Origin of the sequence: Paenibacillus caui (assembly GCF_019904135.1) — a bacterium.
In the GTDB taxonomy this organism is placed as follows: domain Bacteria; phylum Bacillota; class Bacilli; order Paenibacillales; family Paenibacillaceae; genus Fontibacillus; species Fontibacillus caui.
This window is the reverse complement of sequence record NZ_JAIOGQ010000008.1, coordinates 91,448-106,152: the sequence shown is the minus strand read 5'-3', so window position 1 is coordinate 106,152 and position 14,705 is coordinate 91,448. Positions and strand designations below refer to the sequence as shown.

Annotated in this window: 14 protein-coding genes; 12 read left to right on the top strand and 2 right to left on the bottom strand. The window is 52.3% G+C overall.

Annotated elements, in window-relative coordinates; genetic code table 11:
* Positions 1-9 precede the first annotated feature (9 nt).
* A complete protein-coding gene (locus K7397_RS06895) occupies positions 10-642 on the top strand; it encodes a cysteine hydrolase family protein (protein WP_223067209.1) in 633 nt (210 codons plus the stop codon).
* Complete coding sequence (locus K7397_RS06890; RefSeq protein WP_337926689.1) at positions 606-2,105, top strand: MFS transporter; 1,500 nt, start codon at positions 606-608, stop codon at positions 2,103-2,105. The genes K7397_RS06895 and K7397_RS06890 overlap by 37 nt, the downstream gene beginning before the upstream one ends.
* Before the next feature lie 152 nt (positions 2,106-2,257).
* Here K7397_RS06890 and K7397_RS06885 read toward each other — a convergent pair whose 3' ends face one another.
* Positions 2,258-3,190 carry an S-layer homology domain-containing protein gene (locus tag K7397_RS06885; protein ID WP_223067208.1) on the bottom strand — a complete coding sequence of 311 codons (933 nt, stop codon included), beginning with the start codon at positions 3,188-3,190 and terminating at the stop codon, positions 2,258-2,260.
* 361 nt (positions 3,191-3,551) lie between these two features.
* Positions 3,552-4,625 carry a M42 family metallopeptidase gene (locus K7397_RS06880; RefSeq protein ID WP_223067207.1) on the bottom strand — a complete coding sequence of 358 codons (1,074 nt, stop codon included), beginning with the start codon at positions 4,623-4,625 and terminating at the stop codon, positions 3,552-3,554.
* Positions 4,626-5,084: 459 nt separating this feature from the next.
* Between K7397_RS06880 and spoVAC the strand changes: the two genes are divergently transcribed.
* From spoVAC to yhbY, 10 genes are all read left to right on the top strand, one after another.
* On the top strand, positions 5,085-5,588 hold the full coding sequence (gene spoVAC, locus K7397_RS06875; RefSeq protein ID WP_223067206.1) for a stage V sporulation protein AC: 504 nt from the start codon (positions 5,085-5,087) through the stop codon (positions 5,586-5,588).
* The gene (gene spoVAD / locus K7397_RS06870) at positions 5,588-6,604 is read left to right on the top strand and encodes a stage V sporulation protein AD (RefSeq protein WP_223067205.1); all 1,017 of its coding nucleotides are present in this window, start codon (positions 5,588-5,590) and stop codon (positions 6,602-6,604) included. The genes spoVAC and spoVAD overlap by 1 nt, the downstream gene beginning before the upstream one ends.
* A complete protein-coding gene (spoVAE, locus tag K7397_RS06865; RefSeq protein ID WP_223067204.1) occupies positions 6,605-6,955 on the top strand; it encodes a stage V sporulation protein AE in 351 nt (116 codons plus the stop codon). It begins immediately after the preceding gene.
* Between the two features lie 242 nt (positions 6,956-7,197).
* Positions 7,198-8,154, top strand: a complete 957-nt coding sequence (locus K7397_RS06860) for an AAA family ATPase (RefSeq protein ID WP_223067203.1) — start codon at positions 7,198-7,200, stop codon at positions 8,152-8,154.
* Between the two features lie 98 nt (positions 8,155-8,252).
* A complete protein-coding gene (locus tag K7397_RS06855; protein ID WP_337926691.1) occupies positions 8,253-9,422 on the top strand; it encodes a DUF58 domain-containing protein in 1,170 nt (389 codons plus the stop codon).
* Complete coding sequence (locus K7397_RS06850; protein WP_223067201.1) at positions 9,419-11,680, top strand: transglutaminase TgpA family protein; 2,262 nt, start codon at positions 9,419-9,421, stop codon at positions 11,678-11,680. Before K7397_RS06855 ends, K7397_RS06850 begins: the two co-directional genes overlap by 4 nt.
* A gap of 152 nt (positions 11,681-11,832) precedes the next feature.
* Entirely contained in the window at positions 11,833-12,360 is a 528-nt protein-coding gene (locus K7397_RS06845; RefSeq protein WP_223067200.1) for a YqeG family HAD IIIA-type phosphatase, read from the top strand.
* Positions 12,357-13,487, top strand: a complete 1,131-nt coding sequence (gene yqeH, locus K7397_RS06840; RefSeq protein WP_223067199.1) for a ribosome biogenesis GTPase YqeH — start codon at positions 12,357-12,359, stop codon at positions 13,485-13,487. The genes K7397_RS06845 and yqeH overlap by 4 nt, the downstream gene beginning before the upstream one ends.
* Before the next feature lie 18 nt (positions 13,488-13,505).
* Entirely contained in the window at positions 13,506-14,369 is an 864-nt protein-coding gene (gene aroE, locus K7397_RS06835) for a shikimate dehydrogenase (RefSeq protein WP_273545583.1), read from the top strand.
* A gap of 41 nt (positions 14,370-14,410) precedes the next feature.
* Positions 14,411-14,704, top strand: coding sequence for a ribosome assembly RNA-binding protein YhbY (gene yhbY / locus K7397_RS06830; RefSeq protein WP_223067198.1), 294 nt, complete (start codon positions 14,411-14,413; stop codon positions 14,702-14,704).
* The last annotated feature ends 1 nt before the right edge of the window (position 14,705 follow it).

The following is a 14,705-nucleotide window of genomic DNA, read 5'->3' as shown; positions in this document are numbered from 1 at the left end:
TGAACCTGGATGATAACATTGGAAGAGTTGATCCTTGGCCGTAGAGCCGCGGTACTGGTAGTCGATGTTCAAAATGATTACTGCCATCCGGAAGGGGCATTGGGCCTGGGAGGAGCAGATGTCAGCGGGGTCAGAGACATGATGCCGAATTTGCACCGGCTGCTGGCAGAAGCCAGAAAGCAGAAAGTGCCGGTCATCTTCATTCAGACTTTTCATGAAGAGGCTACGGACTCGGAAGCCTGGGCTACCCGGTCGGCCGGGAAATCCGCGGCGGTTTGCCGTACGGGGAGCTGGGGAGCGGAATTTTTCGAGGTCCAGCCGGAGCAAGGGGAATTCATAGTGAACAAACATCGCTACAGCGCTTTTGTGAATACGCGTCTGGACTCTGTACTGCGCACCCTTCAGATTGATACGCTTGTGGTGACGGGAGTAAGCACTAATGTGTGTGTAGAGTCAACGGCCCGCGACGGCTTTATGCTGGATTATCATATCGTTCTTCTGAAGGATGCCTGTGCTTCGTATTCCCGGGAAGCGCATGAAATGACACTCCAGAATATTGAGGAGTACTTCGGTACGGTGACAGATACACCAGAGGTCATTCAAGCGTGGGAATACAGCCGAAAAGCGGCAGCCCTGCGCTGATCGGTTACCGGGAAACTACAGGGAAGCATGCGCGGTTTCTAGTTCCCTATATCATTTGTCTCGGAGCGTTTCTGTCGAATCTGTCGGCAGGCATGTTCAACATTGCCCTTGTTGATATCGCCGCTGACTTTGGGACAGGCATCGGGCCAACCCAGTGGGTTATTACTGTCTATCTGCTCGTCATTACGGTCTGCCTGCCCGTGATGGGGAAGCTTGGGGATTCGCTTGGAAAACGAAAGATTCACAATGCCGGATATTTCATCTTTATGCTTGGCGCTTTTTGCTGCGCGTGGGCTCCTTCCTTCGGCCTGCTGGTTGTTTTTCGGATGGTCCAGGGACTGGGGGCTTCCATGTATCAGGCAACGAACATGGCGCTGATCGTTTCGGTGTTTCCGAACCATCAGCGCGGCAAAGCGCTTGGCCTGATCAGCACCTTTGTGGCTGGAGGGTCGATGGCGGGCCCCAGTCTGGGCGGCTTGCTCATCGAGTGGTTCTCCTGGCGATTGAATTTTTGGCTTCTGGCCACCGTTGCAGCGGTAGCGTGGCTTCTGGCGCAGCGCCTTATTCCCCGCGACGGGCAAAGCGGTCATGCCGGTCTGGATTTGACCGGGGCGGCGCTGTTTGCCGCGGCGGTGACGGGCCTGGTAACGGCGCTCAGCATAGGAAGCCGCTGGGGATGGACCTCCCCGGCAACTCTGCTTCTGCTACTGTTATTTTGCGCGGGGATGACGGCATTTGCCCTTTGGTGCAGGTCTCCAAGATGGGGGGATGCGGAAGAAAGGGCCGGGAAGAGCGGCGATAGAACACCGTTCATCAAACCCGAGCTGCTCCGCGATCCCGGCTCCAATACCGGGATTATGATTACGATAGCAAGCTACATGTCGGCTTTTGCGGTTCAGCTCCTGCTGCCTGTGTTTCTGCGAACACAGCTCGGCGTCAGTCCAGCGGGAACAGGGCTGATCATGATGGGCTATCCGCTGGCACTTATTCTGTCCGCTCCGCTGAGCGGCAGCCGTTCGGATAAGAATGGCCCCCTTCCTTGGATGGCCGGGGGCATGACGGTTATGGCGGCGTCGCTGGCCGCGCTTGGCTTTCTGTCACCTTCATTTCCGCCGGCTGCAATCGTTGTGCTGATCGTGCTGATGGGCGCAGCGATGGGGATGATATCCTCGCCGAACAACAGCCTTGTGATGAGCCGCACACCGCCAAGCCATATGGGGCTCATCAGCAGCCTCCTCGCTTTGTCGCGAAATTTGGGCATGATGTTCGGCACGGCGGCCGCAGGCGCGCTGCTTTCGAATCAGGCCTTATCGAAGGCGGCCGGACAAGCGGGGTTAAGCGGATACCGCACTGTTTTTACATTATGCTCGCTGCTTGTCATCATGTTTCTGCTTTTGCTGCTGTTTTTCTTTCGCCAGGCCCGCCGGAAACGGACAGCGGATTCTTCATCGATAGGCCTTTAGGTAATTCGCCGGATAGAGCGCGTTAGTCCATAGTCCATACAAAAAAGGCAGTCCAAAACGGTTTCAGGTTTTGGACTGCCTTTTGTCTTTGCTGCTCACTCGGCTGAATGCAGCAAGGGTCAAGGCCCGGCCAAATGGCCGTTTGCCTTTGCTTATTTAACCCCGGATTTGGCGCTGGCATTTCCCAGCACAGGTGCAAAAGCTGACGAAATATAGGTTGTGACTTTCACTTCGGTGATGACCTGCGCCACAATCTTGCCGGGATCAGGTTTTGTCACTGTGGTATAAATAACAGCCTGATCGCCTTTGAACTGGATCGAACTGATCTTCAGCGAGTAACCGGGAGTAGGCGCCTGTGCAGTGATGGTTACCTCCGAAATCTTGTCATTGATCTTTACTGTCGAGACCGAGTATTGCGAAAGGGGATCCTTTCCCGGAACGGGAACATTCTCTGATTCTTTCATTTTGTTTACATATTCAATGCTGTCAAACAGCCACCCGGCGGAGGTGCTCCGGCTGATCGCCTTTTTAGGCAGGAAATTACCGTCCTTGTCCAGCAAGGAAATTCCGATACCCAGCAGATGCTGAATACTGCTGGAATAAGCCGGCGTAATAGATGGGCCGTCCTTGATTTCCGTAAATTTCAGGATGGTCGGATAGATTCCGGTTTTGTTAATCGCCTGGGACAGCAAATGCGCGAATACCTCGCGGGACATGGCTTGATTTGGCTGAACATTCTTTGGAATACCCAGACCATTGACGCTGGCGATTACGAATGCGTTCGAATACCAGGCGTCATCTTTCACGTTAGGGAAAGAGTCGCTCGCCTTCGGCGGCCGAATAAATTTGTAGCCGTCAAGGTTTAATTTCAGGCCTTTGACGATGGCTGAAACGCCGGAGGCATAGGAGAGACTTCCCTGCGGATTGAATTTCCCTCCGGGTTCTCCGCTAATAATGCCTGCATCCTTAAGAGAATCGATTTTCGCGGCATTTTCATCGGACTGCGTATCCGAGAAGGCCCAAGCCGGGACAGCTGCCGTCAGGAGAAGGAGGAAGGTCAGAAGCAGCATGCGTAAGGATTTCATTTTTCCAAATCACCTCTTATTGGTTAATTTTTAGGAGTCAATCTCTTGACGAGGAAGTGTCCCAAATAGTTGCACCTAAGATTCCAATTTGCGCCAAACGGGGAATATTTATGAGTCAATTCTTCTTCCTGATTTAGGTCCTGAATGGAAAGCAAGAGGTAAATGGAGGGAAATATCAAAAAAATAAAAGCGTATACAAATATTAACCGCCAAAAGAGGCGCCGAACTACCGAAGCCTGCACGACAATCCGGGGTTTGGGGGTTATAAAAACTAGGAGCTCCCCGCAAAGCAACCGGTTCAAGCTGCAGAGCTTTCTCGTCACTTTACGGGGAATATTTGCTGCTATGAAACTCTTCCTTTTTAAGCCCGCTCCAGAATGGTATTGAGCGTTGTTCGGTCGAGGCCGAGTACAAGCTTGGTGAGCAGTTCTTTGGCCGCCGCGTAATCATCCGTATGGATAATCGACGAAGAAGTATGAATATAGCGGGAGCAGATGCCAATCACCGCCGATGGAACGCCGATTCCGCTAAGATGCACTTGCCCGGCATCGGTTCCGCCTCTGGAAATGAAATGCTGGTATTTGATTTTATGCGTTTCAGCCGTATCCTGAACATATTCCACCATACCGCGGTGTGTCAGCATGGTCGGGTCGAAAATCCGCAGCAGCGCACCGTCTCCCAAACGCCCGAAGGCCTGCTTGTCGCCGGTCATATCGTTGGCGGGGCTTGCGTCAAGCGCAAAAAATACATCGGGCTGAATCAGATTGGCTGCCGTACGGGCACCACGGAGGCCCAGTTCCTCTTGAACGGTTGCCCCACAGTAAAGCACGTTAGGAAGCTTTTCTTTGTGTACCTTTTCCATCAGTTCGATAGCCAGGCCGACCCCGTAACGATTATCCCACGCTTTGGCCATGATTTTCTTTGGATTCGAGAGGGGGGTAAACTCGCAAATCGGTACGATTTGCATCCCGAGACCGATGCCGAAGCTTTCCGCTTCCTCCCGGCTGTCCGCCCCGACATCCAGATACATAAGCTTGATGTCCATCGGCTTGTTGCGCTGGGACTCGTCCAGCAAATGGGGTGGAATAGACCCGACAACGCCTGTTACGGGACCCTTTGGTGTTATAATCTGGAGTCTTTGCGCAAGCACCGTTTGGCTCCACCAACCGCCGAGCGGCTGAAACGAAATCATGCCATTATTGCTGATGCCTGACACCATAAATCCGACTTCGTCCATATGCCCCGCAACCATGACCTTTGGACCGTTCTCGTCGCCGCGCAGCACGCCGAACAGGCTGCCCAGACGATCCTGAACGAATTCCTCCGTATAGGCTGACATCTGCTGCTTCACAAATCCGCGGAGCTCCCTTTCAAATCCCGAGACGGACGAAAACTCCGTTAGCTGCTTGAAAAGTTCCAATGTTTTCTGTTCCATTATGTACTCTCCTTTCTTCTAGTCTAGTATGAACCAAGAACGAAGTCTTGTCCATGACACGAGGACTTTCAGGCTGCACCCTGATTGCCGGGGCATGATTATGCCTTTTCACCTTTGATGAGACACCATAGCGAACTCGCGTGCATAATATACTCACAGGCCTGATTAACGAAAAGCGGAGGCGCTGGTATGCTGAAGAACAACCAAAGGCAGTGGCTATTGATCTGTATTTTGTTTATTCTGCTTGTTATTATTTTGCAATTGCTATATGTATAAATTCATGTATTTATTGTCAATGAAACGGCTCACCTCTCGGATCAAGGGAAACCTTCCGAAGCGGGTGAGTCGTTTTTTTTCCATATTTTTTACCGGGTGGATCATTTAACAAACATAACATTAGGCCAATAAACAGATAATAACTTCGGAGAAAATCATATTGCTGCAAAGGAGGATACAGTTATGGGAACCAAAACGAGACCGGGGTCGAAAGTCAAGCTTAACTCCTTATCGCTTGATGCCAAGAACTACAAGCAAATCGCCAAAAAACACGAGCCCTCAAGAAATGTCTTCGCCAACTGTGTTCGTGCGTTTCTGGCGGGAGGAGTCATATGCGTGATCGGTCAAGCGGTTCAGGAATTTTTCAAAGCGGTTTTTGACATGACCGAAAGAGAGGCTGCCAATCCTACAGTCGCCGTGATGATTATTCTTTCCATTATCCTCACCTCCATGGGCGTATACGATAAAATTGCCCAATGGGCAGGGGCCGGTTCGGCCGTACCGGTAACGGGATTTGCCAACTCCATGTGCTCGTCCGCGCTGGAAAGCCGCACGGAAGGACTGGTGCTCGGCGTCGGAGCCAACATGTTCAAGCTGGCCGGATCGGTAATCGTATTCGGGGTCGTGGCCGCCTTTATTGTTGGTGTTATATACGCCATATTCGGCATTCAAGTGAGGCACTTGTGATGCTTATCGGCTCTCAGACCTGGGAATTTTCCTCGAAGCCGGCCATTATCGGATCTTCTGCGGTCGTTGGGCCCGATGAAGGAAAAGGACCCCTTGCGGCTGATTTCGACTATGTATTCGACAACCTGGAATTGGGCGAGACGACATGGGAAAAAGCCGAGCGCAAGCTGCTTGAGCATGCCGGCAGCATAGCGATCATGCAAGCGGGCATCTCGAAAGAACAGCTGCAGTACTTTGTCGGCGGCGATCTAATGAACCAGATCATCAGCGCTTCATTTGCCGCACGGACGTTCGGGGCTCCATACCTGGGTGTCTTCGGGGCCTGCTCGACTTCGATGGAAAGCCTTGCCCTCGCATCCCTGATGGTGGACAGCGGCAACGCGGGGTATGTCTTGGCAGGCACCGCAAGCCATAACTGTACGGTGGAGAAGCAGTTCCGGTATCCGACGGAATACGGCTCGCAAAAGCCGCCGACGGCGCAGTACACCGTCACGGGTTCCGGCTGCGCTGTCGTTTCCGCAAAGGGGAGCGGCCCCCGAGTAACGCATGCCACGATCGGAAAAATTCAGGATTTGGGGATTTCCGATCCGTTCAACATGGGGGCGGCGATGGCCCCTGCCGCGGCGGATACGATTGTGGCCCATTTTCGGGACACAGGGAAAACTCCGCAAGATTACGATTTGATCGTAACGGGGGACTTGGCCGCAGTAGGCCTGCCTATTGTGAAGGATATTCTGAAACAGGATGGTACTTTCATGGATCAGACCGATTTTCAGGATTGCGGGCTGATGATTTATGACCGGGGGAAGCAGCCTTACGTTTTTGCCGGGGGCAGCGGCTGCGGCTGCTCAGCCGTCGTGACCTACGGTCATATCCTGAAGCGGATCCAAAAAGGAGACCTTAACCGTGTGCTGATTGTAGCTACAGGAGCGCTTTTGTCGCCGCTGTCCTATCAGCAGGGAGAGTCGATTCCATGCATCGCGCATGCGGTTGCAATAGAAAAGGAGGGATTATAAATGATATTTTTGTGGGCATTTATTATCGGGGGGGCGATTTGCGTCATCGGCCAGCTGCTGTTTGATGTAGCCAAACTTACTCCGGCGCACACGATGAGCGCATTGGTTGTAGGCGGTGCCATCATGGATGCCTTCGGCTGGTACGAGCCTCTTGTCAAATTTGCAGGAGCAGGCGCTTCCGTTCCGATTACAAGCTTCGGTAATTCGCTGGTTCACGGCGCCTTGAGCGAGCTGCATCGCGACGGCTGGGTTGGCGTCATTACAGGGATATTTGACGTCACTAGCGCAGGCATATCCTCGGCGATCATCTTCTCGTTTCTTGCCGCGCTTGTCGTTCGTCCCAAGGGCTGAAATTCTCCACAATAAAAGAAGCCTCCAGAACCACGCACTTTGGCGTGACTGGGGGCTTCTTTGTGTGCCTCTGTAATATCATGGAAGATTATGGCGCATTTAAAGCAGATGTCACATGTACTTCTTACTCCTTTATCATGTACAATAATAAGAGAAACTGTTGTTTATCCAGCAGTTTTGTTTCTCACATCATGAAAGTCATTATATTCTATTCGATCAAGCTGATATGGGAGGATGCCGACATGCCCTTGAACCCTGAATCAATAGCTGTAATATCCGCCGTAAGAAAGAACTTGGAATCCTGTATCCTGGGCAAGTCGTTTGAAATCAAGCTGCTCCTTACCGCTCTTCTGGCGGGAGGACACGTGCTTATTGAAGACGTGCCGGGAACAGGCAAAACCCAATTGATCAAAGCGCTGGCAAGGTCCATGAATGGAGAGTACCGCCGGATTCAGTGCAATCCGGATATTCTGCCGAGCGATATTACGGGAGTATCCATCTATCATCCCCATGAAGAGAAGTTTGTATTTCGTCCGGGGCCTGTCATGACGAATATCCTGCTTGCCGACGAAATTAACCGGGCGACAACCAAGACGCAATCCGCCCTTCTGGAAGTAATGGAGGAACGCGGAGTAACCGTTGACGGCGTTACTTATCCGCTGCCTCATCCTTTTATGCTGTGCGCCACCCAAAATCCGATTGATTTTGAAGGCACCTACATACTGCCGGAAGCGCAGCTTGACCGTTTTATGATCAAAATTACGATGGGGTATCCTGATGCGGATACCGAAAAAATCATGATGCTCTCCCACCAGTACGGACAGCCGGCAGATGCCTTGACGCCGGTAACGGACATGTTCCGGATTGCCGAAATCCAGCAGGAAATCCGAAAGGTACACATCAGCGATGCGGTGACGGAATACTTGCTGGAAATTGTACGCAGCACCCGGGAGCATGAAGCTGTTCTGCTGGGAGCAAGCCCGCGGGCTTCCCTCGCCTTTCTGGGCGCGGTCAAGGCATACGCCTTTCTGGGCGGCAGGGATTTTGTGCTTCCTGATGACATTAAGCAGCTCGCTCCTTGGGTGCTTGGCCACCGGATTTTGCTCCGTCCTGAATCCAGACTGGACAATTCTCATTCCGGGGCAGTGCTGCAGTCCATTCTGGGACAGGTGCAGGTGCCTGTGTCCGTGGAGCGTTAACCCGTATGCCCCGGTTTCACTTTGCACCCTTTAACAAGAAAAGGAAGCTTTCAGGACGGAGGCTCCTTGCTTTTGTCTGGGGAATTTGCTTGCTGTATGTGCTTTTTCAGGGCGGCAAAACATCGATTATGCTGTTTGTTATGGTATCGCTGTTATGCGCTTATTGGCTGTTTGGCGCACTTGGAACGATGCTGAAAACAAAAGGCTCCCGTTCTCTTTCCGTAGCGGAAGAACGCGGTTCCATCCAGGCCGGCAGCCAGGTAAGCATCCATTTTCATATGGAGCCTCCCAGATTTCTGCCGGTCCCTTATGTCATTGTCCGCGAAGTATTGAAAAGACATACCGGAGAATCCTGGTCTTTCGAAGAAAGTGTCATCCCGAATGTCCGTTCAGGAGGGAGACTGGCCTTTCAAACGCCGCCGCTTGAACGCGGCAAATATACTTTTGCGGATACGGAACTGATTTATGAAGACATTTTCGGACTTGTGGAGCATAAGCGGACCATTTTCGTACCAGGCGGGTTTCAGGTTCTGCCTCGAACGGTTTATATTCCGCGTTGGCATCTGTTTGACCGCGGTTTTCGAATGGCCGGTCCGGAAACGATACAAGCTTATTCCCGCCGTGAGACGACGCAGTTAAGCGGTGTACGGGATTATGTATATGGGGACCGGATGTCCCGGATTCATTGGAACGCTACAGCCAAAACCGGTACTTGGAAGTCCAAGGAATTCGAGCATGAATCCATGCCGAGAACGATGCTTGTGCTCGACGGGCTAAGCTCAAGCTATGCCGGTAAGGAACAGTTCGAGCTGGCCGTCTCAACGACGGCTTCGCTGCTGGCATACGGAGAACGCAACGGGATCAGCATGGGACTGTGTACGCTGGGTGAGAAGCCGACTATTTTTCCACCGGAGACCACACTGCCCCACCGTCAGCAAATGATCTACCATCTGGTCGATCTGAATCCGGCCGGATACGGCAATAACCGAAAGCGGCTGGAGACGAAGAAGCATGCATTCAAACCGGGCATTCTTTTTGTTTACATCAGTCCGAACACCGGTGAGCAGAGCCTGGATGTGCTTTCCTGGGCCAGACAGCGGCAGATGACCCCTTATCATGTTGAAATCGGGGGTTCAGCTCACGGTGTGCAGGCTCAAGGCGTGCAGGCTGACGGGCGGGAAAACCTTCCTTTACAGCAGAGCATACGCGGGGTTTATGTTACGTCTCTCAAGGAGCTGCCTACGGCGATGGGAGGTGGACGGATATGAAGACGTTAAGGAAGATGTCTCGTTCCTGGTATTATTTGGCGACCGTAATCTGGCTGTTTATTATTGCTTACCAATGGTACAGATTTACCTTGCCCATGTGGTATGATGAAACATCCGTGCTCGTTCTTTATACGCTGGTGGCTACCGCTTGCGCCGAATTCTTTCCGGTAGGGATAGCGCTGCGCTGGATTGTCAAGTTTGCGGCTATCATCTTCATTCATGCGCGGATTCTTATGATTTACAAGGTTTACGTTCCTGAGGGAAGCGGATTTCAAGGCGGACTCGCGCAATTCACCGAGCATTTATCCCCATATATTTGGTTTACAATGGCTGCCTGGGCTATTTTTGAACTGTCTGTCCGTCTTATCGACCGGCGCAGCAGAGTTTTGATATTCGTTGGGCTTAATCTTGTCGCTTTTACGATCCTGGATTCTTTTACACCCTATTTTTTATGGACAGAGACAGCGTGGGTCGTCTTTGCGGGCATGGGCTGGCTGGTCACCAATCATTTCCGGCGCATGGAACTCAATCACCCCAAGGGCTGGAAAGCGCTGCGAAAAAGTCCTCTGCGAATATTCGGCAACATTGTGGTCATATTTGCTTGTGTGCTGTGGATTGGCGTCAGCATGCCAACCGTTAATCCTGTGCTGAAAGACCCTTATTCCCTTCTGAAAAATAACTGGAGCAGCGAAGGAATTGTCTCCGGTTCCTCGGCGACGGGTTCAGGTACATCCGGCAATGCAGCGAGCGCCTCTTCCGGATACAGCCGGGATGACAGCAATCTCGGTGGCGGCTTCAACTTTGACAACAGCCCCGTGATGAATGTTACTTCGAATGCACGCGCTTATTGGCGTGGGGAAACCCGGCAATATTATACGGGTACGGGCTGGGTGGACAACACTCGCGAATCATTGGGACTAAGGGGAACTGCTTCGGGCGAAAGCGTGAGCAATCCGCAGCAGGGTACGGTGCCAACGGAGCAGGTAGTACAGCGGGTTACGATGCTGACGAACCGTTCGTACCCCGTTTTATTCGGCGCTTACTCCATTTCGAAGATTGATATTCCAGAAGAAGCCGATTTGCCCGGTTTAAACCCCAGACTGGTCTGGAACGGCCAAGGGGCTGAGATGTATTGGGCAGGCTTTTCGAACAGTCAACAGGGAAACAATCGCTATCCAAGACAGTACACGGTTGTTTCGGAAGTGTCCGTGATTCCAACGGATCGGTTGGAGCGGGCCACCTTCAGCGACTTGTATGGAGACCGTCCGGATGAAGAATCGTATCTGCAGATTCCGTCAGCTTTCCCGGATCGCGTGAAGGAGCTTGCGGAACAGATTACGGCGTCAAGCACCACTCCCTACGGGAAGGTATCGCTGCTGAAGAACTATCTTACGGAAAATTATACGTATACCAATACGCCTGATCTCAGCCGGAAAAAGAGCAGCGATTTTGTTGACAGCTTCCTGTTCGAGATCAAAGAAGGCTATTGTGATTATTTTTCAACCTCGCTGGTCATGATGGCCCGTTCGCTGGATATTCCGGCGCGCTGGGTCAAAGGGTACGCACCGGGGCAATTGAACTCGGTAGATGCTGTGGAACGGATGAATCCGGGCATTCCGCAGAGCTCTGAGCAGACGTATATGGTTACGAATGCGGATGCGCATTCCTGGGCTGAGGTCTATTTCGGAGAAGAGTACGGCTGGGTGCCGATTGAGGCAACTCCGGGCTTTACGCTTCCAACCCATGCATCGGCTCAGGAACAGCAAGCTGAACCGGTTGCGACGGAAGAACCCGAGCCGGAAGAGCAGGACCCGGTTGTACAACCGGACAATATGGCGAAGGGGAGCAATTTAAACGCAGCCTTGATCGGTTGGATCGCAGGCAGCATTATCGCCGTTTGGGCCGCATTTACGGTTTGGCGGTACCGGAACGGACTTTATTTCTGGCTGCTTCGCATCAAGCATGGCCGAAGCCTGACGGCTGCGGACAAAGTAGTGGCGGAAGCGCGCCGCTGGCAGGTACAGATGAAGCGGCAGGGATACGGCCGCGCTCCACATGAGACGCTAAGGGAAGCCGTATTGCGATGGGAAAGAGACCAGCCGGAGGTCTCCGAATCGCTTCATCTGCTGCTTGAGCAGTTTGAACAAGCCAAGTACAGCACAGGGAGCGTGGATGAGGACGATTGGATAAAGACGCGCCATCTCTCCAAACGGCTGCGGCAATCCCTGCGCCGAAGCCGGTCAAAGAAGGCTGAATAAACCGATAGTTCGTTTTCAGCGAATCGCATAGGAAAGCGGCGTTTTGAGAACGGAACCGGGCGCTTTCTTGTACAGGCAAGTGCCCGGCCGCTCTTGTTTGCTATAATCCAGGATTATGGTATAGTTTGTCGTATGAAACTGAGGTGACATGATTGTTTGAAAAGTTTATGCCCAAATTGCGGGTAAATACGGTGTTTGACATAGATCTGGAAGATCTTTATGCCAAGGGTTACAGAGGCATTATTACGGATCTGGACAATACGCTTGTCGGCGCCAAGGATCCGCTGGCTACGCCCAAGCTGGCGGCATGGTTTGAGAATGTTAAAAGGTACGGCTTCAAGCTCGTGATCGTTTCCAACAACAACTTGAAAAGGGTATCGGCATTTGCCACCCCTTTGAATATCGAGTATGTATACAAGGCGCGCAAGCCTTCTGGTGCCCCGTTTCACCGGGCCATGAACATGATGGGATTGAAACCCGAGGAAACGATTGTGATCGGGGATCAGCTGATGACCGATGTTTATGGAGGAAACCGAAGAGGGCTGTTTACAGTGCTCGTATTGCCGATTTCGGTGACGGATGAAGGTTTTGGAACAAGGATCAACCGCCAGCTTGAACGCATAGTGAAAGGACGGCTGCATAAAGCCGGACTATGGCCCAGGGAGGAAAATAAGAAATGACGAAAGTTAAGGAAGCTTCCGGTCTTCCGCGCTGCAGCGGCTGCGGAATCCGGCTGCAGACGATAGATACGGGCAAGCCGGGATATGTGCCGGAGAAAGCGCTGCAGAACGAGCCGGTCATATGCCAGCGCTGCTTCCGGATCAAGAATTACAACGAGTCCTCTTCGGTAACGCCGGATCAGGATGAATTTTTGCGTTTGCTCGGACAAATTGGCATGACTGATGCTCTCGTTATCCACATCGTGGATATTTTTGATTTTCAGGGCAGTGTGATCAGCGGACTACAGCGTTTTATCGGCAATAATCCCGTATTGCTTGCGGTCAACAAGACCGATTTGCTGCCGAAGGTGACCAACTGGAATAAAGTTCGCAATTGGGTGCAGAAGCAGGCTAAAGACATGGGGCTTAAGGCCGAGGATGTGGTGCTGTGCAGCGCCAAGCAGAACCAGGGTTTTGACCGTTTGCTGGACATTATTGGCCAGCATCGGGGCGATCGGGACGTCTATGTGGTCGGGGCGACGAATGTCGGCAAGTCGACTCTCATTAACCGTCTGATCCGCGATTACAGCGACCTGGACCAGGAGCTCACTACGTCCCGTTATCCGGGAACGACGCTGGATATGGTCAATATTCCGCTGGACGACGGCAAATTCATTGTGGATACACCGGGAATTATGTATCCTTCAAGGTATACGGAAATGGTGGATACCCAGGATTTGGGTGTGCTGCTGCCAGACAAACCGCTGAAGCCGGCCGTTTATCAGCTCAGCGAAGGACAGACCCTGTTCTTTGGCGGTTTTGCCCGGTTTGATTTCATTCAGGGATCCGGGTATCAGTCCTTCACTTGTTTTGTCAGCGGTCGAGCTCCTCTTCACCGGACCAAACTGGAGCGGGCGGATCAGCTGTTTGCGGACCATGCCGGAGAGCTGCTTTCGCCACCGTCAAAGGAGAATCTGGAGAAGCTGCCGGACTGGACAAGACACGAATTCCGGATCGCCAAGGGATCGCGGTCGGACGTGTTCATTTCGGGTCTGGGCTGGATCAAAGTGAACAGTGATCAGGGAGCTGTCGTCGCAATTCATGCTCCGAAAGGCGTAAAGGTTCTTGTCCGCGAATCGCTGATCTAGCAACGGAGGTTATTGAATTTGGAATCGAACATACTTAAACATGATGACGGACCGCTTTTGCTTGGCGTGATGGGGGACCCGATTAAACAAAGCAAATCCCCGGTCCTGCATGAAGCGGCAATGCGTGAGCTTGGACTTGCCGGCTCTTACGTACCGCTCCATATCCGCCCTGAGCAGCTCGAAGCCGCTGTGAAAGGAATCAAGGCGCTCGGATTTCGAGGCGTCAACATCACTGTACCGCATAAAGTGAATGTGATGGAGTTTCTGGATGCGGTTGATGAGGACGCAAGAGCCATCGGAGCGGTCAATACGATTGTCAATGACAATGGATTTTTAAAAGGTTTTAATACCGACGGGATCGGGTATATCCGTTCATTGAAAGAAGAAGCGGCGGGGGATCTGTCCGGCTCGACAGTGCTTGTGCTCGGCTGCGGAGGTGCGGCGCGGGGAATTATTTGGGCGCTGCTGAAAGAAAACCCCGACGAAGTGATTGTTGCCAACCGCACGAAGGAAAATGCCGAGCGGCTGGCCCGGGAATGGCAATCCTTTGGCAGGCTTACCGCCTGCGGATTCGAGGAAATCAAGGATTATACAGCCAGGGCGGACATTATTATCAATACCACTTCTGTAGGGATGTATCCGAATCTAAATGAAACTCCCATTGATGTAGGGCTCATTCCGGAAGGAATTGTGGTCAGCGATTTGATTTACAACCCCTTGAAAACCTTGCTGCTGCAGGAGGCCGTATCCAAAGGCTGCCGGATCCACGGGGGGCTCGGCATGTTCGTGTACCAGGGCGCTTTTGCTTTTGAGTACTGGACCGGCCGTCCTGCGCCAATTCCGGTCATGCGAAAAGCGGTTCTGGCGGAATTCGGGGTATAATAAAGCTATGATTTTAAATGGAAATGGAGCCATGAAAGTTCATGTTAACAGGTAAACAGAAACGGTTTTTACGCGCCCAGGCGCATCATCTTGATCCTATATTCCAGGTAGGCAAAGGCGGGACAAACGAAGGAATTATCAAACACATTGAGGAAGCTCTTGAACGCAGGGAGCTGATCAAGGTATCGGTGCTGAACAATTGTCTGGAAGATCCGAAGGATATCGCAGCGGAGCTGGCGGAGGGCGCCGGAGCCGAGCTGGTGCAGACGATTGGCAGAACGATCGTGCTGTACAAGGAGTCCCGCGAACATAAACAAATCGAGCTGCCTAACTAAG

What these genes read in the sequence shown, in the direction of transcription:
- spoVAC (WP_223067206.1), top strand. Translation starts at nt 5,085, where the DNA reads ATGGGAACCAAAACGAGACCGGGGTCGAAAGTCAAGCTTAACTCCTTA.
- K7397_RS06880 (WP_223067207.1), bottom strand. Translation starts at nt 4,625, where the DNA reads ATGGAACAGAAAACATTGGAACTTTTCAAGCAGCTAACGGAGTTTTCG.
- K7397_RS06885 (WP_223067208.1), bottom strand. Translation starts at nt 3,190, where the DNA reads ATGAAATCCTTACGCATGCTGCTTCTGACCTTCCTCCTTCTCCTGACG.
- yhbY (WP_223067198.1), top strand. Translation starts at nt 14,411, where the DNA reads ATGTTAACAGGTAAACAGAAACGGTTTTTACGCGCCCAGGCGCATCAT.
- K7397_RS06895 (WP_223067209.1), top strand. Translation starts at nt 10, where the DNA reads ATGATAACATTGGAAGAGTTGATCCTTGGCCGTAGAGCCGCGGTACTG.
- K7397_RS06860 (WP_223067203.1), top strand. Translation starts at nt 7,198, where the DNA reads ATGCCCTTGAACCCTGAATCAATAGCTGTAATATCCGCCGTAAGAAAG.
- spoVAE (WP_223067204.1), top strand. Translation starts at nt 6,605, where the DNA reads ATGATATTTTTGTGGGCATTTATTATCGGGGGGGCGATTTGCGTCATC.
- spoVAD (WP_223067205.1), top strand. Translation starts at nt 5,588, where the DNA reads ATGCTTATCGGCTCTCAGACCTGGGAATTTTCCTCGAAGCCGGCCATT.
- yqeH (WP_223067199.1), top strand. Translation starts at nt 12,357, where the DNA reads ATGACGAAAGTTAAGGAAGCTTCCGGTCTTCCGCGCTGCAGCGGCTGC.
- K7397_RS06850 (WP_223067201.1), top strand. Translation starts at nt 9,419, where the DNA reads ATGAAGACGTTAAGGAAGATGTCTCGTTCCTGGTATTATTTGGCGACC.